12 protein-coding genes are annotated in these 15,955 nt (G+C 65.9%); 6 read left to right on the top strand and 6 right to left on the bottom strand.

All coding sequences use genetic code 11. The features are described 5' to 3' along the window. Window positions 1-121 precede the first annotated feature (121 nt). Entirely contained in the window at window positions 122-2,368 is a 2,247-nt protein-coding gene (locus tag ACW0Q9_RS00995) for a tetratricopeptide repeat protein (RefSeq protein WP_456177725.1), read from the top strand. A gap of 262 nt (window positions 2,369-2,630) precedes the next feature. Here the strand turns inward: ACW0Q9_RS00995 and ACW0Q9_RS00990 are convergent, their stop codons facing one another. Then, window positions 2,631-2,960 (bottom strand): hypothetical protein, encoded by a 330-nt coding sequence (locus ACW0Q9_RS00990; RefSeq protein ID WP_456177723.1) that lies wholly within the window; start codon window positions 2,958-2,960, stop codon window positions 2,631-2,633. Window positions 2,961-2,979: 19 nt separating this feature from the next. Beyond that, complete coding sequence (locus tag ACW0Q9_RS00985; protein WP_456177722.1) at window positions 2,980-3,717, bottom strand: hypothetical protein; 738 nt, start codon at window positions 3,715-3,717, stop codon at window positions 2,980-2,982. 511 nt (window positions 3,718-4,228) lie between these two features. Between ACW0Q9_RS00985 and ACW0Q9_RS00980 the strand changes: the two genes are divergently transcribed. Then, window positions 4,229-4,870 carry an HNH endonuclease family protein gene (locus ACW0Q9_RS00980; RefSeq protein WP_456177799.1) on the top strand — a complete coding sequence of 214 codons (642 nt, stop codon included), beginning with the start codon at window positions 4,229-4,231 and terminating at the stop codon, window positions 4,868-4,870. A 302-nt stretch (window positions 4,871-5,172) separates the two neighbouring features. Beyond that, entirely contained in the window at window positions 5,173-5,502 is a 330-nt protein-coding gene (locus ACW0Q9_RS00975; RefSeq protein ID WP_456177720.1) for a hypothetical protein, read from the top strand. Window positions 5,503-5,607: 105 nt separating this feature from the next. Here ACW0Q9_RS00975 and ACW0Q9_RS00970 read toward each other — a convergent pair whose 3' ends face one another. Beyond that, window positions 5,608-8,745 (bottom strand): caspase, EACC1-associated type, encoded by a 3,138-nt coding sequence (locus ACW0Q9_RS00970; protein ID WP_456177719.1) that lies wholly within the window; start codon window positions 8,743-8,745, stop codon window positions 5,608-5,610. Beyond that, window positions 8,732-9,181 (bottom strand): effector-associated constant component EACC1, encoded by a 450-nt coding sequence (locus ACW0Q9_RS00965; protein WP_456177717.1) that lies wholly within the window; start codon window positions 9,179-9,181, stop codon window positions 8,732-8,734. Before ACW0Q9_RS00965 ends, ACW0Q9_RS00970 begins: the two co-directional genes overlap by 14 nt. A 714-nt stretch (window positions 9,182-9,895) precedes the next feature. Between ACW0Q9_RS00965 and ACW0Q9_RS00960 the strand changes: the two genes are divergently transcribed. Continuing rightward, window positions 9,896-10,435, top strand: coding sequence for a hypothetical protein (locus ACW0Q9_RS00960; RefSeq protein WP_456177715.1), 540 nt, complete (start codon window positions 9,896-9,898; stop codon window positions 10,433-10,435). Further along, complete coding sequence (locus ACW0Q9_RS00955) at window positions 10,432-13,359, top strand: TIR domain-containing protein (RefSeq protein WP_456177713.1); 2,928 nt, start codon at window positions 10,432-10,434, stop codon at window positions 13,357-13,359. The genes ACW0Q9_RS00960 and ACW0Q9_RS00955 overlap by 4 nt, the downstream gene beginning before the upstream one ends. On the opposite strand, the gene ACW0Q9_RS00950 is transcribed toward ACW0Q9_RS00955, so the two are convergent. Then, complete coding sequence (locus ACW0Q9_RS00950) at window positions 13,319-13,933, bottom strand: DNA-binding response regulator (RefSeq protein WP_456177712.1); 615 nt, start codon at window positions 13,931-13,933, stop codon at window positions 13,319-13,321. The two genes, ACW0Q9_RS00955 and ACW0Q9_RS00950, sit on opposite strands and share 41 nt — an antisense overlap. Window positions 13,934-14,097: 164 nt before the next feature. Here ACW0Q9_RS00950 and ACW0Q9_RS00945 point away from each other — a divergent pair, with 164 nt between their 5' ends. Further along, on the top strand, window positions 14,098-14,313 hold the full coding sequence (locus tag ACW0Q9_RS00945) for a hypothetical protein (RefSeq protein ID WP_456177710.1): 216 nt from the start codon (window positions 14,098-14,100) through the stop codon (window positions 14,311-14,313). Between the two features lie 222 nt (window positions 14,314-14,535). On the opposite strand, the gene ACW0Q9_RS00940 is transcribed toward ACW0Q9_RS00945, so the two are convergent. After that, window positions 14,536-15,600 carry a DUF6745 domain-containing protein gene (locus ACW0Q9_RS00940; RefSeq protein WP_456177708.1) on the bottom strand — a complete coding sequence of 355 codons (1,065 nt, stop codon included), beginning with the start codon at window positions 15,598-15,600 and terminating at the stop codon, window positions 14,536-14,538. Window positions 15,601-15,955: the final 355 nt, after the last annotated feature.

The raw sequence follows: 15,955 nt of genomic DNA, 5'->3' as shown, positions 1-15,955 counted from the left end.
AGTACCGTTGGGTCGGCCAGAGGATGTGTCCGTCCCTGTGCCAGGTCTTGTGCGGTTGCCGAAGCCACCTGTGAGAGCGTTCGTCGGCCGTAACGAGGAACTACAGCGGCTGGGTGCACGGGTGACTAAGGGCTCCGGGGTGGTGGCGCAATCCCAAGCGGTGCATGGGCTGGGAGGGGTTGGTAAGAGTGAGCTTGCGCTGCAGTACGCCCATGCCAACCGGCGGCGGTACACGTTGGTGTGGTGGATGGCCGCGGCTAGTCCAGCAGCGATCGAATCTGGTTTGGCCGAACTGACGTACCGGCTACGACCGGACTCGCAAGCATGGGTAACCGATCAGGAAGCGGCCCGGTGGGCGGTGGGCTGGCTGCAGACCCACCCTGGGTGGTTGCTTGTCCTCGACAACGTGGAACACCGCGCGGACATCGAGTCGCTCTTAGGTCAGCCCTCGGACGGGCATTTCCTAATCACTAGCCGACGTGATGTTGGCTGGGAGGACATCACGGACGGCTGCCTGCGGGTCGACGTGCTGAACCCCCAGGCGGCGGTTGAGCTGCTGCTGACGCTGTCAGGCCAGGAGGATCAGCAGACTGCGGCGGTGCTCGCTGGTGAGTTGGGGTACCTGCCGTTGGCGTTGCAGCAGGCTGGCGCCTATCTGCGGCAGGCCCGCGTGTCTATGGATACCTATCTGCAGGATCTGCGCCGTGATCCGGCCGGGACGCTACAGGAGTTGGCCGCCGATGCTTCAACGGAGCGGCTGGTGGCTCGGGTTTGGTCAGTGACCTTCAATCGGATCGGCGAGCAGGATCCGATAGCGGTGGCGCTGTTGAACAGGCTCTCCTGGCTTGCGCCTGACAACCTTCCCCGCGAGGTGCTACATGCAGGCGCTTCGGATCGGCCGGCGGTTGATCGCGCGCTTGGAACGCTGGCGTCCTACAGCATGGTCACGCTAACGCCTACTACGGTCGCGGTCCATCGGCTGGTGCAAGCTGTTATCCGTCATGCAGCTGTTGCGACCGGCTCGGCTGACACCTGGCAGGTGCAGATTATCGATCAGCTGAAGAACTCGGCTCCCACTGATCCAATCAACGACGTCGAGGGCTGGCCGCGCTGGGCAGCCCTCCTGCCTCACATAAGAGCCCTCGGTAGCAATCTGCCCGCCGACCACCGGTACACAACGATGTTCGAACTCCAAGAGCGGGCCTCTCTCTACCTGCGGGGTCAGGGCAATGTCGCGACAGCGATCGCCGGGTTCGAGGAGGTGTTGGCCGGCCGTCGGCGCGTGTTTGGTGAGGACCATGCCGATACATTTGCCGCTCGCGCCAACCTCGTCGGTACCCACCGGGAGGCGGGCCGGGTGACCGAGGCGATCAGTGAGTTCGAGCAGCTAATTGCCGATCATCGGCGGGTGCTGGGTAATGAGCATCCGCTTACGCTCACCACGCGGAGCAACCTAGCCATCGCTTACTTAGAGGCGGGTCGGGTGAGCGAGGCTATTAGCGAGCTCGAGCGGCTCCTCGTCGACCAGCGGAAAGTGCTGGACGACGATCACCTAGACGCCCTGGTCCGGCGAAACAATCTTGCAAGTGCGTATGGGAACGCAGGCAGGGTGATGGAATCGCTCCGGGAGTTCGAGCGACTGCTCGCTGACTATCGGCGGTTGTTCGGCGAGGAACACCCCTCCACGCTAACTTGTCGAAATAACCTTGCAAACGCCCTTCGCGAGGCGGGCCGAGCGACCGAGGCGATTAGCCAGCTTGAGCAACTGGTCGCTGACCAAGGGCGGGTGCTAGGAGAGGATCATCCCTCTACGTTGATCACCAGGGGCAACCTTGGACACGCATATTGGGCAGCGGGCCGAGTGTCGGAGGCAATTTGTGAGCTTGAGCAGGTGTTAGCCGCCCATCGACGTGTGTTGGATGAAGAACACCCGCACACAATGATGTCTCGCTACAATCTCGCCACTGCCCACTGGGCGGCGGGCCTAGTAACGGAGGCGATTGGCGAGTTCGAGCGTGTGCTTGCCGACCGGCGACGAGTGTTGGGTGAGGGGCACCCGGACACCTTGGGTACGCGTAACAATCTTGCTGGCGCTTATGGGGCAGTTGGCCGCGCGACCGAGGCGATCCTTGAATATGAGCAGCTGCTCGCCGATCAACGACGAGTGCTGGGGGTCAACCATCCGGATACCCTGACCACGCGAAATAACCTGGCGGGCTTATATATGGATACCGGTCGCACAGGGCGTGCGATCGCGGAAATGCAGCTGTTGTTAGTCGATGCCCGGCGAATATTGGGCCATAATCATCCCTTCGTCCAACTGGTTCGCAAAAACCTAAAGGTCGTGCATCAACGCGGTGCGAGGTGAAGAATATAGGCGTATACTTTGCCTATGCTGCGAAGGCCTGCCCGCTGATTTCGATCAGCGGTGGCGGGCTGTATTGAAGCACGCTGGCAGCAACTAAGGAGCCAGGTCGAGTCGAATATGGCAGGCGCAAGCGGTCGTCGGTACTGATTCCCGAGCAGCAGGGGTGCAGCCAAGGGGCGTCACGAACGGAACGTAAGGCGCCGAGTCTGGAGTCGTGATGGGTTCAGACACATCCCAGGCTCCAGGCCGCCGATAATCGTCACTATGTGACCCGGCGCGTCTGACCAGCGTCAGCAGCCGGCGGGGGAGTACCGCGGTCCTGCTCCCACCACTGGCCGGCGGTGTCGGCGCGCAGCAGGCGGTCGACCATCTCCAGGGCCTGGGGTTCCGAGTCGAACTCCCAGCGCAGCACCTTTCCGGACTCCGTGTCCCCGGCCCGGGCCATCACCGTCCAGCGCGTCTCGCGGACCAGCCAGACGTCGCGTCGGCTCAGGCGCCCCCAGTGAGATCGGGCCGAAGCGCGGTGCCGGGCTTTCGTCCGGTCCGTTTCTTCGGCCCGCCTCCCGAACCGGACGTGCAGCTCTCGCTGCATCCGGCTCTCCACGGACTCGTCACCCGCTAGAGGCCGATGAATCGAGCGATGGCCGGGGCGTGATCCGGAACAATGACGGCCTCGCGGCTGCGGGTGGAGGCGCCGATGGAGGAGATGTCGTCGACGAGGCAGTCGATGCTTCCCAGGCGCAGTTGCAGGTCGCGGGTGGCGAGGATGTGGTCGATGAGTTCCCCGCGGCCTTGGTAGATGCGGGAGTAGGCGCGGGCGGGGGCAGGCGTCGTCCGAGGTTGTACAGCCGGACCGCGTCGCCCTTGTCTGGGCGGTGAACGTCCCCGTCCGCGGGGCCGTCGAGCAGCACCGTGGTGACGGCGTCCGGTCCGTCGTTGAGGTCGCCGCTCAGGATCGTCGGCATGCCCGGCTGCCCGTCGACGGCGGCCGCGGTCAGGACCTCGTTGAGGTGCATGCGCAGCGCGACGGCCTCGGCGGTGCGGCGTAGCAGGGCGTAGCTGGCGCCGCGGGCGCGTTCGTCTTCGGTGGGTGGGTAGCGCCGCCCGCCGGGGTAGGTGAGCGGCTTGCTCTTGAGGTGGGCGGTGAGCAGCCGCAATCCTGGGCCGTCGCAGTCGACGTGCACCTGGACCGCCCCGCGACCCAGGTGCGTGAGGGTTCCGCCGTCAACGTCGGGGACCGCCGGCAGCCCGGCCTGCGGCAGCGCGACGATTTGCGCTTCCTCGGTGAGGGCGTGGCGGGCGATGACAGCGACGCGGATGTCTCGGCTGTCCGGGTGGGCGGATACCACCGTCTGCCAGGGCTGCGGAGGGCTGCGCGGAGGTCTTCGGCCGCTGTCGGGGAGCCGATCTCCTGGAGTGCGACGACGTCCGCGCCGGTGCCGGAGACGAGTCCGGCGAGATAGGCGAGCTTCGCGGCGTAGGTTTCTGCCGCCGGCGTGTCGCCAGTGTCGGGTCCGAACAGGTTCTCCACGTTCCACGTCATGACGATCAGGTCGTTGGGCGACCCTCGCTCCAAGCGTGTGCTACCAGCCTGAGAGTCGCACTGTAAGACGCCGCTGGAGCCGCGAACCGCGGCCCCGTCGCCATGTCGACACGCGCCAACCCGCCAGCAGCAACAGACACGCCTGCCCGGCCACCGGGGGCGGCGCAGGGAGGCCGGTACGGGCCAGTATTCGCAGAAGCCTCTTTCCCTCTTCACAAAGGCGACCTTCGATGGACATGCTCGGCCGAGATGGTCGCTGTTCATCGCGCTGCCGAGGAGGCCTTCATGCCCGTCACCCGAAAGTCCCCCCAACCTCGCTGCGGCGGCGAGCCTTCACCGCCGTAGCCACCGTGGCCCTGACCGGCGCCTACCTACTCGCCGTGGACACTGCGCCGGCACTGGCAACACCCCCGGGAATCCCCTCCAAGGCGACCGCCCAGTCGCAGCTCAACGCCCTCACCGTCAAGTCCGAGGGCTCGACGAGCGGCTACTCCCGCGACCTGTTCCCCCACTGGATCACCATCAGCGCAACCTGCAACACCCGCGAAACCGTCCTCAAGCGCGACGGCACCTCCGTCGTCACCGACAGCAGCTGCGCCGCCGTGTCGGGCCGCTGGTACAGCCCATACGACGGCGCGACCTGGTCCGCCGCCTCCGACGTCGACATCGACCACGTCGTGCCCCTCGCCGAGGCCTGGCGCTCCGGTGCCAACGGATGGACCACCAGCCGGCGGCAGAGCTTCGCCAACGACCTCAGCCACCCGCAGCTGATCGCCGTCACCGACAACGTCAACCAGGCCAAGGGCGACCAGGACCCCTCCACCTGGCAGCCGCCCCTGTCGTCCTACCGGTGCACCTACAGCAAAATGTGGATCACCGTGAAGTACACCTGGAGTCTGACCCTGCAGTCGTCGGAGAAGTCAGCCCTGCAAAGCATGCTGAACACCTGCAGCTCCTGACGCCCCATGGAGTCCGCGCGCTCATAGCCCCGAGCGGCCACCGGGCGGGCTGCGACCGGAAAGCAAGTGCGGGCTTCCGAGGCGAGGAGGCAAATGGCCGGATGCCAGTGACGTGGTCAACGGGCGGCAAGCTCAACCCCAGGCTTGCCGCCTCCTCCACCACCACTGCCGACTGCGACAACAGTCGCGGTGGGCGAGCCACGTGGCCGCGCCGTCCGCACGGGTGAGTGCGGCCATTCAATAGCCTTGGACCTATGGCAGGGGAGTGGCGTAGCCCCGGCGGGGACCTAGGGGAGGGACGTATGGAACCGTGGACCTTGGCGCAGGTCGATCAATGGCTGAACTGGGTGCACGACCGCCACGCCGAGTTCGACTACCGCTACATCTACTTCGCGTACTTGGCCGCTCGTGCTCCTGATCCGCGCGACGATGAAATCACCCTGACTGTCGAGCCCGACGGTGGTGCCGTGTTGCGAGCGGACAACGACGACCGTGGACTGCGGCTGGCGAACGACGACGAGCGGACCCAGCTCGTCGATCACCTGCACCGGCGGTACTGCCGAGACCGGTACCCAAGCATGCGGGAGTGGGACGAAGCCCAGCATGCGGACTTCCTCGAAGAAGCCCAGTGACGGTTCGGACGGTAATCCGCCCCCCGGCACCGACACCAACAGGGTAGGCGGCTCCGTCGTGCCGGACGGTCACCCCGTTGCGTGTGCCGAGAGACAGGGCGCCCGCTACCGTGGGCGCGAGAACCTCTCGGACACTCCGGGGTTCGGCGGTGATGGTGCTGCCGGTCGAGGGAAGTTGGCGACCAGGCGTGTGATTTTTCCGAGTAGACCGACAACCCAACCGGCGTCCACGTTGCTGCTGTTAAGCGACAACCAGTCGCGGCGGCCATGTGCCGTGATGTCGATGGTGTAGAAGTCGCGCCGGGTAAGGGTGACCTTCGCAAGGTCGCCGTAGGTGAACGTCGACCGGCGGCGAAGTCCCCGCCCGTACACGAGCCCCCTGTCGGTCAGCGCGAGGTAATTTCCGAAGAACGCGGTGCCGCATTCGATGACCAGAAGCAGCGACGCATCTTTCAACTCAAGCGATCGTCGGATGCGCTCCGCGTGTCGCTGCTCGAAGGGGTAGCGGTAGCACCGGCCTCGGGCTCCCCCTTCGTTGTGAATGATTTCGGCAATCGCCGCCGCCTTGGGGTCGCCAACAGCACTCGTCGGAAGCCATTGCCGGTCCGCGAGAACCATCTCGCACCAGCGGTCCTGCTTCCTCTGCTTGAGAAGCGACGCCAGGAGGAAGCACTCGTTGCTGTGCCCCCGGTACCGCCGGAAGGCTGCGATGACCGTGGTGGCGTCGTCGGACCGGCCGGCTCCAACGAGAAGTTGTATGAGTTCGGCGAGCGCGTTGACGTTGGCGATTCTGGCTGCGCATTCTAGGACGGCACTGGCCTCCTCTCTGCCCTGCTCTCCCGGTCTTGACAGTAGATACCGTGTGAACTCCAGCACGTCGCTGGGCGGTATTCCGGCCGCTGCGGTCAAGAATGCGGGTATGACGCCGCCGGATGACGTGCCACGCAAATTGACCAGGGCATCGGCGACGGCTCTGTGGCGTCCGGTCTGAAGCAGGGCCGTCAATGCCTGCTCTTGCGGGAGACCACCGTATTGGGTGAGTTCGCGCAACAGCGCATCGAGGAAGGCCGGCTCTGGGATAAGTGCAACGACTTCGACTACGAAACCGGGGTCGGCGGCGACGTGGTCACCTAGGGCGTTGGCGAAGACGACGGCGTCGACCTCGCCGTGCCGACTAACCGCGAGCGACAAAGCATGCTGGGCGAGATTCGAGCGCCCCGCCTCGTTGAGCAGGACGGCGGTGGCCATCAGGTCACCCAGAGGCTGCTTCTCGACAGCCCGGCGGACGGCCCGACGAATGCTGCCGCGAACGCTGTTAGGGGAGGCCCATACCAGCTCGAGGAGTGCCGCCGCGCGGTCCGGACGGCCGGTAATACCGGCGGCGAGGAACCGGTCTATCCAGTCCCCGAGATCGGCCTCTTCCAACCCGGACGAGACTGCGACAAGGTCCTCGATGCTGGACACCTCGGCAGCGGCCGTGAGCAGGGTCACCGCGTCGATTGGCCGACCCGCCTGCCGCAGCGCCTCGACGTAGGCGACGGTACTTTCTGCGGGTCGTCCGGCCGCCGCGGTGGTGAGCAGCGTGAGGGCAACGTCTGGATGCTCGTGTTCCCGTATCCGTTCGGCGAGCTGCACGAGGTCTGCGTCGGCGAAGCGGCGCGCCGCGTGGTGGAGCGCGGTCGTGACACTCGAGGCCATGCCGGCAGTCCAGAGCGCCGCCAAAAGATCGATCATCTCTGTACCGCCCTGGCATCCCTCGACCGTCGCTTCGACGAGCCGGTCGGCGATGTCGTCTTGTCCGGCCGCTCGCATCGCGGCGGCCAGCGGTACGGTTTCACTGGGCGGGCGGCGCTTAATGACGTCGATACAGGATGCGTACAAGCGGAAGGCGGCGCCTTCGATGCCGGCGTCGCGTATTGCATCGGCCACAGAGGCGGCGTCGGCCGACGCCATCCGCGCGGCGGCTCGGTCGAGCATCCTCTCGGCCGCCGCCTGCTGGCCGGTCGTCCACAGGGCCCCGACGAGCAGGATCATCGATGACGGAGCGCCCTGCCGCGCGGCGACGGCAGCGTCTAGCAGGGCGTCGGCCCGCTCCCGGTGGTGTGCGGAGAGCACTCTGGACACGGCGGCTACTTGATCTGCGTTGGTGGCGGCGACGGCTGCAGTCAGCTGGTCAATCTCGGCCATGAGATTGATGCCTTCGAACACCTCGACCAGGTCTACAATCTCAGTCCCTGGCCTGTGGGCGGCGCCGGCGACGACGGCCGCTGCGCCGGCCGTCGCCCAGGTGGTTCGACGCAGTTCGTCGAGCACGGCGGCTACCTCCTGGCCGCCACGCCACGCCCCCACTGCAGCCAGCAGGCGAGAAGCGTCGACAGATCGGCCGGTGTCGCGGAGATCGGCCACCGCAGACAAAAGCGCCCGAGGACGCAGCCCGACGGCGTGCGCGAGATCCTCGGGAGGCTGCGGCAGTGACAGTCGCGGGGTGCGATCGGTTAGGTCGGCGCGATGCGCGCCCCACCGGTTGCGGCCCAGCACGATGGTACGACCATCGTTGCGTGCCCGCTGCTGCGGGATCGGTCGGCCCTTGGCGGCCAGTTCGTTCCGCACGTGCCAGTAGATGGTGTCCAGATCGAGGAGTTCCGGGCCGTCCTCCAGGCCCCGATTCAGGAGCGCGACCAACTCGCCGGTAAATGCGGTCAGGTTTTCGTCGACCGGAGCGAGAGCCGTCGCGGTCTCGGCGGATGCCGTCATCAGGTACGTCCCGTCGACGCGGACCCTGTCGGCGATCTCCCCGGTACCGGACATGCCGCCCACCATCGCCTGCCCACTGAAGCAGCAATCAAGCAGTACCACCTTCGAAATGCACCCGCTACGCGTGACGATCCGGCGGACATCGTCGTAACGAACCGCTCTGTGTAAGCGGTCGAGGTCCGCGGCCGGGAGTCCCAGAAACAAGTTGAAGGTGTTCGGTTCAGTGAGGCCGTGACCCGCGTAGTACACCACCAAGGTGTCCTCTGCCGCTTCGGCCGCGCTGTCGATCGCCTCTAGCACCTCGCCAACGCTGCCGGGATCCTGCAGCACAGTGCAATTTTCTGCGGGCAGACCCCAGACGCCAGTGTCACAGAGTAGACCACGTAGTGAATCGAGATTGTTCTGCACGCTCGGCAGGGCTGCTAGTGCGTCATAGCTGGCGGCGCCGATAAGGACCGCACGGGACGCCATGGGGTCAGGCAGCGTCATCGGAGCTCCCTTCGACGGCCATGGCAGCTTCAATCGCGCGGGTAGCGGCAGCTACCGAGCCCGGAGAGTCGTCCAGGACGGTGACGCAAACCCCGCCAACGCGAAACGACACATGCGGACTCGCGGGACGACTGCTGCGCCACGTGAGGTAGGCGAGGATCAGATTTCCAATTGCGACCGTATGCGTAAGCACCACGTTGAGGACATCTACCGTGCCCATCTGGGTACGCGAGCCCGCCGCAATAGGGGAGATTGAAATCTGCCTACGTAGATCGTGATCGGCGCACAGCCATCCATAGAGAGAATTCATGGCAAGGGCGTCGGCGCTGGCATCGGCGACAATGGTCAAACGCACACCGCAGTCAACCATCCACCCCAAGATTTTCACAATAGGCTCTTTGGCCAATATGGACGCCGACTTCGAGGCGACCGCCATCGCTAGAGGTTCGACTACCGCTTTCGTCTGACCGGCTTGTGCCTTGACGTGGCCCAGCGCCTGAACACCGACCTCGGCCGGAGTCTCGACGAGTGGTCATGCGAGCAGGTGGGATCTCGGCATGCACGACGACTCCCACCCCGTCGGTAGTTGGCCGGCTCAGCTCGGCTGGGGACCTACCTGGCCCCGATCCCACCTGCCACCGGCACCGCTGCCGAGATCACGGCTCGGGCATTCCGGCTTCCGAACGCTGTCCTACTCGTCGAAATCCTCGATGGCCCGGGAGCCGTCGACCCGCTTCACTACCAGGACATGCACCCCCGCTGGCTTTCCGGCAGGCGTCCCTTCGTGGGCCGCCTGCATGGGCTGTCCGCGTGATCGAGACGGTGTGCGGCGCCGGGGATCTCGGTGCCTTCCACTGGACGCTGCGGTCAGGAGGTGTAAGTCGGATGGGACGGCGGGGGTCCCAGCGGATGCTGGCGTAACAGACAGGCGGTGGGCCGTCCACAAGTGCCTGCATCGAGGAATCATGCCCGAGCGCACCCCAGATTCTGGGCCCGAGGCGTCGGACGCTCCGTTCCACCGCCCGTCGCGTAGACGGGAAGTTGTCTGGTGGTGAGCCATTGCGCCCCCGGTTGGCCTTGGGAAAGATGGGGTCGTCTGCGCAAGGTAGCGTGTCTCTGACGCAGGGTTATCGTCATCGCGGAGGTGCCGATGGGCGACACCTGGGCCAAGCTGCTAATTCCCTTGATTCCCGTCGTCGTCGGAGCGGGCATTGGCTTCCTCCCCACGCTCCTGTTGGAGAGGTTCCGCGCTAACGCGGCGCTCCGCACTCGCTGGGATGTCACACTTCACACGGCGTGTGCGAAGTTCGCGGCCTGCACCCGTCGCCTCGTAGACCTCAGTGAGGAGGCGACGCCGGACCTCGACGCAGACCAGCGACGCACATTGCGGCAGGAGCTCGACACTGAGCATCGCACACTGCAGGAGTTGATGGCGGAGGTCCGGCTGCTCGGCAGTCGCGCGACGCAGGAGGCCGCTCGTGCCGTTGTCCGGGATGCATGGGCTCTGCGAACCGAGGCGCTAACCGGTGTCGATCCTCGTGCGGCGGAGTTCGGTGCCGTCACCCCACGGAGTCGGACGCTTGACGGGCTGCTTGCCTTCTACGCCGCGGTCCGTCGTCAGTTGCAGGTGCCTGAGGCCGCGGATGTCATCCCGTTGAATCTGCCGCTGCCCAAGGCGGCGAAGCCGTGACACGTGTCTTCATCTGCTATTCGCACAATCACGGCGACGCCGAATTTGCCAACTGGCTGTACCGGCAGCTCAAGAATGGAGGCTTCGGAGTAACTCCGCACCTCGACAAGTTCAGTCTCGCGATCGGCACCCTCTGGGTTGAGAGCATCCCAGCTTTGCTGGAGACCTGCGAGCTGGTCATGTTCGTGCGTTCCCGGTTTGCGGTCAACTCTCGGGTGTGCCGACGGGAACTCGACTTCGCACAGGCCAAGGGGCTCGAGGTCGTCAACCTGCGTATTGACTCGGATGGCACTGAGTTCGAGCGCACGTGGGGTCACCTCACGGTCGACTTCAGCAAGGGACGTGACGCTGGCCTGCGTGCGCTGCGGCGGGCGCTGAGATTCCGCGAGACCAACGACGGTCGGTTGCAGCGAATGCGGCATCGTCTGGCTTACCACCGCGACCAGCTGCGCGACGAGAGTCGCGGCGACCGCGACTTTCACCTGCGCCAAGCCGGCCGGTTGGAACAGGAGATTGATCAGCTCGCAGCCGCCCTCGGTCACCGACTAGCCGGGTCCGTTGGCAGTGCCCCGCCCCCCGTGAATGGCGCAGCTTCCGCTTGGGTGCCGCGCGATCGCGAGGCCGCCGCTGTCCGGGCGGAGCTGACTCGGGAGGAGCCGGGCATCGTCATAGTCAGCGGGCCGGACGGAGTGGGGAAGACGACGCTCGTGCGCGGCGAACTGGCTAGGGTCGTCGAGGACCTCGATGGGCAGCGGGGGGAGGCGCCCGTCGTCCGGTACCACCTGGTGCAGCGAGACTCGCCGCTCGGAGCCTCTGTGCTCACCGGCCGTGAACCGGGAATGGCGCGACCAGGGGATGGGGCGAACGAAGGTCTCCGCATGCAAATCGACCGGGCGATCAAGCAGACCCGCGGTGCCCGAGCAATCATCGTGCTGGACGCAGCCGATCACCTCCAGGACCCCAGCACCCATCGCCTGGTCGATCTGGAGCTGGAGGACGTTTTCGACCGCCTCTACGCCCGCCGCAAGCAGCACAGAATTACAGTCGTGCTGATCTGCCGCGAGCCGCCGCGCGCGAGCCCCGGTCACAGCTGGGCCATGCTGGCCAGACACGTCCGCATCGATGAGGGCCTTCTGCTGGAGCAATTCGGGCAGCTGTTGCGCCAGCTGGACCACGACGGTGATCTCGTGTCCGCGTCGACGCCCAACCGGGTCGTCGCGAAAGCACACCGGCTCACCCGAGGGCTTCCGCGGCTCGCAGAGCTGATCATGACATTCGGCGTACGCGGACACACATCACTTGGCGAGGTCGTCGACGGGCTCACTCGCGTGCCGGTCGCGCGCGTGCCCGGATTCGTCTTCGACCGGATCATCGAGTCCCTTGACCCGATGGCGCGTCAGGTGCTGGAGGCAGTAGCTGCGTTCGGTACCCCGGTGAACGAGCAGGCCATCCGAGCTTTACTACCCGCGGAGTATGGCAAGGAGCGCGTCGAAAATGTGCTCCAGTGGCTCGTCAAGCGGCGCATCATCGACACGGCGGCCGGGCTGTTCTATGTCCGCGATGCCGACCGGCATCTCGTCTTGGCAGCCATGCCACGTCGAGGTGAGGCGCTGCTGCTTCTTGCCGCTGAGGTCATGGCCGACCGCGGACGACAAACAGTCACGAAGGTCGAGCAACTGGATCCGCTGCTCCATGAGATTGACATCCTGCTGACAGCGGGGCGGTACCGGCGCGCGTTCGGTCGGGTCGAGGATCTGCAGTCATTGCTGGTGCAGTTCAATCGCCACGAACTGCTCCTCGGTCCGCGCCTGCGATTGCAGGGCCGTCTCGGACCGGAGGCCGAGCTCGTGACGTGCAACGGGCTCGGGCAGATTTACGTCGACAAGGGGCGGTTCGAGGATGCCCGGGTCATGTTCGAACGTGCCGTCGAATTGACGGCGTCGGCCGGCCAGCCCAAAGATCGCGCGCTGACGATCAGCAACCTTGCCCACGCATTGTGGCTACTGCACGACACCGCAGGCGCGGAACGCCGCTACCAGGAAGCGATCGAGCGTGCCAGGGAGAGCGGCGACGGGCAGGGTGAGGCGGAAGCGCTGAACGGTCTCGCTGACTGCCATCTGCGGTGGGGCGAGTACGAAAAAGCGTTTTCGCTGCAGGACCAAGCCCGCGTTCTAAAGGAACTCGGGCCGCTGGAGTCCTCGCGGCTGGATCTTGCGCGAGCGCGTAGCGCGATGGAGCAGGGCGACGCCACGACGGCCCTCGTGCTCATCGAGCAGGTTCAAAGGACCGGCCAACTGGTCGCCGAGTGCTCCGAGGCTACTGCCACCCGTCTTCTCGATGCCATTGACCCCATCGATGATCGCTTACCCGTCGTGGCGGAAGCGGTGAGGATCGCGGAGAGCAGCAGCGAACGGGCACTGGTGGACGGCGACCGGCGCGTGTTCCGCAGGGCGCGAACCACCCTTGCCCTTGCATACCTGCTCGCGGGGCGACCGAACAAGGCCGCGCAGGCGATCGTGCCCGCAGCGCGCAGCAGAGCTCACGGGGATGCGTTGATCGTTATTGCCATTCGTGCGCTGACGCGGCTGCGCAACGATCCCCCGGCGGCACGGACGGATTTCGTTCAACTGTTCGACGAGGCGAAGGCCATACACAGGAGCGACCCCAAGGACTTCGCAGCGCTCGACTTCATCGGGTTCGCCGTTTGTGGGTTGCATGTCTGCCGCGGCGACCCGCTTGCCGCCGCGACCGAGGTGTTCCACCAGGCCGGGACCCGGCGTCCCCCCGGCATGGCTCGCCGGATGCTGAAGATGCTAGTCGTGCTCAGGCAACAGTCCGCCGCGCTCACGCTGGACCCGATCATTACGTCTTTCGGGGGCGGAATCACCGCGGGTCGATCAGACCCAGACTCTGCGCCCGGATGAGGGCCTCGGTACGACTGCGGACGCCGAGCTGCGCGTAGAGGCTACGGAGCAGCCGATACATCGCACGTTCCGAGTAACCGGCCATGGATGCCAGTCTGGTAACCGTGCTGCCCCTGGCAAGAGCACGGAGCCACGACAGCTGCTCCTCCGACAACGGTCGAGGCATGTTCAGGGATTCCGCACCCTCATGCCCGCCCAAAGCGCGGAGGACCTCGGCTGGCAGGATGGACACGCCGTCAGCTGCCGCCTGCACCGCTTGCCGTAGAGCTTCCAGCGACGTCGAGCGGGGCAGAACGCAACGGGCTCCCGCCCATACCGCCCGGACGCCGACGGCTGGAATCGGGTCGGAGGTCAGCGCGACCACGGCCACGGCAGCGTAGCGGTAAGTCACAGTGGTCAGTAGTGACCAATCCCGTTCCGACCCGAGGGTCAGCACCAGGACCGAGGTCGGATGCTCTCGCGCCCAGGCGAGCAGATCGGATGGTTGCTCGACGACATGCGCAGCGGCCGCCAGCGTGGCCGCTGCGCCAGCCCGGAACACGGGCAACGGGTCGACGACTGCGACATCGACCATGTGACCGGCCTGCCTCTCCCCGACCCCGAGATCCCCACCGGGCAGCAAGCACCCTATCCGTGGCAGGAACGTGCAACTGCGCGGCGCCACCGTGACAGAAAGGTGTCCTGGATCAGCAGCCGCCTGCGCTCATAACGTCGAGAGGCCGCGGCTGGAGGTGCGCCATGACATACGGGCACACGGACCCTTACTACAAGCCCTCCCGCATCATCCGAGGTGCGGACGATCTCGACGAGTACGTCGTCAAGCTGATCATCAGGTTGCATGACGCAGATCCTGCGCTTACCGCTCGGGACATCAGCGACGAGCTCATGGAGCATGACATCCCCGTTCTGCCGGACGTCGTCTCCACCGTGCTGGCGAAGGTGGTCAACGGCTAGATGGTCCTTGCGTACGGACACCACGTCTTTCCGGGGCACGCGGCCCAATGCCGCGGGGTAGCTACGATTGGCAACAAGGGGTCGTCGGTCAAATCCACCCGCCCGACAAAGCTCAGCTGGGCACGTTCAACCGACGGATGTGACTTCTTGCCGTAGCTGGATGCCCAACCGCGGAGGAAACAGCCGGCGGGCTGTCCGTTGCGATTTACTTTCGTCGGCGGGTCACGGTGGCGGGAGCGCCTTGCCGTCGCGTGCCCACATCTGGCTGCCGTCGGGCCAGAGGACTACCGGCTCGTCCTCGGCGTGAAGCTGCCCATGCGCGTTGACCCGGAGGGTGGTGGGCCGTTCGCTCATGACGGCTACGTCGGTCAGTGGCCACCAGGGCCCGGCCGCAAGAGCCACGTCCCTGCATCCTTCCCAGGCCGCATTTGGCGTGGTGCCGAGGACCCCTTGGTAGGTGTCGATGGTGGCGAGCAGGAGCCAGTCGGGGTAGAAGTTCCAGGCTGGTTCGAAGAACCAGTCGCGGGGATTGAGGCAGTAGCGGATGACCCCGTGTCCTTCGTCGTTCTGATCGACGATGCTGCTGTCGGTGTCCCAAAACCAGGCGGGCTGCATGGTGTAGCTCGCGGTGAGGTTGCGGTCGATGGTCGCCCAGATCGGGCCATGCACTAGGTCGTACACCCGCCGAACCGCTTCCAGCACCGGCTCGAGAGCGCTGCGCTCAGGCTCGGTGACCGGGTTGCAGCGATACCGGTACTCCATGAGGTTGTAGCGGGCTTCGATGCCGTCGTAGCGCTGCTCGCCGTAGTAGCCGGTCCATTCCATGAAGTGGTGGAAGTCCCCGAACGCGGTGAACCGGTCGAGCTCGCTGGTTCGGTCCCAGATCGGCGCTCGCGCCGCGGCCAGCGACCGGTTGAGGTTGCCGCGCCGCACCGACGTGACCAGCGACGTGTGTCCGCCTTGGAGGAGGCGTCGCAGCTGTTCGACGGCGGCTGGGGGAGAGGGGCACCAGAGGAAACGGGACGGCTCGGGCTGCCCGGCCGCCTGGTAGGCGAGCCGGGCCGCGGCCTCGGCCCGCGCATGGTCGGCGGGCTCGCAGGACAAGGCTGCCTGCGTCCACCTGTTCGTTACGGCTTGTGCTTGCGCTGTCATCGGGTAGATGGCGGGCTTCATGACTTCCTCCCAGAAGAGCTTTTGATGGATGTTTGTCCATTGATGGTGCGGTCGGTGGTCAAGTCGGGGTCGGCCAGGTCCGGTGGCTGCGCCGATTTCGTCGCCGTAGGTCACCTCGCTGCGGTGGTCCGTCACCGCCAGATCTGCGGCCCCTGGTCTGTGGCTGTGAGTAATTCACGGGTGACGTGAACGTGATCCTCGTGTTTGACTGAGATCTATGCGAGCGGGGCAGGCGCGGCTGGCGATCGACTGCGGAAGCGCCAGCACCAGCGCCGTAGTAGCGTGGCCGGACGGCACGTGGGCACCACTGATGTTCGACGGGGAACCCGGGCTACCCAGCGCCGTTCTGCTCTCCCCGGACGGGGCCACGCTGACGGGTCGCCAGGCGTGGCGGGCCGCCGCCACTGCCCCTGACCGGCCTGGCCGGCGCCATCATCGCCGCCGCCGCGCTGGTCTCGGCCCACCGCCG

The organism is Micromonospora sp. I033 (assembly GCF_053890995.1).
Note: the sequence above shows the minus strand (reverse complement) of the source record. Positions and strands in the feature narration are given on the sequence as shown.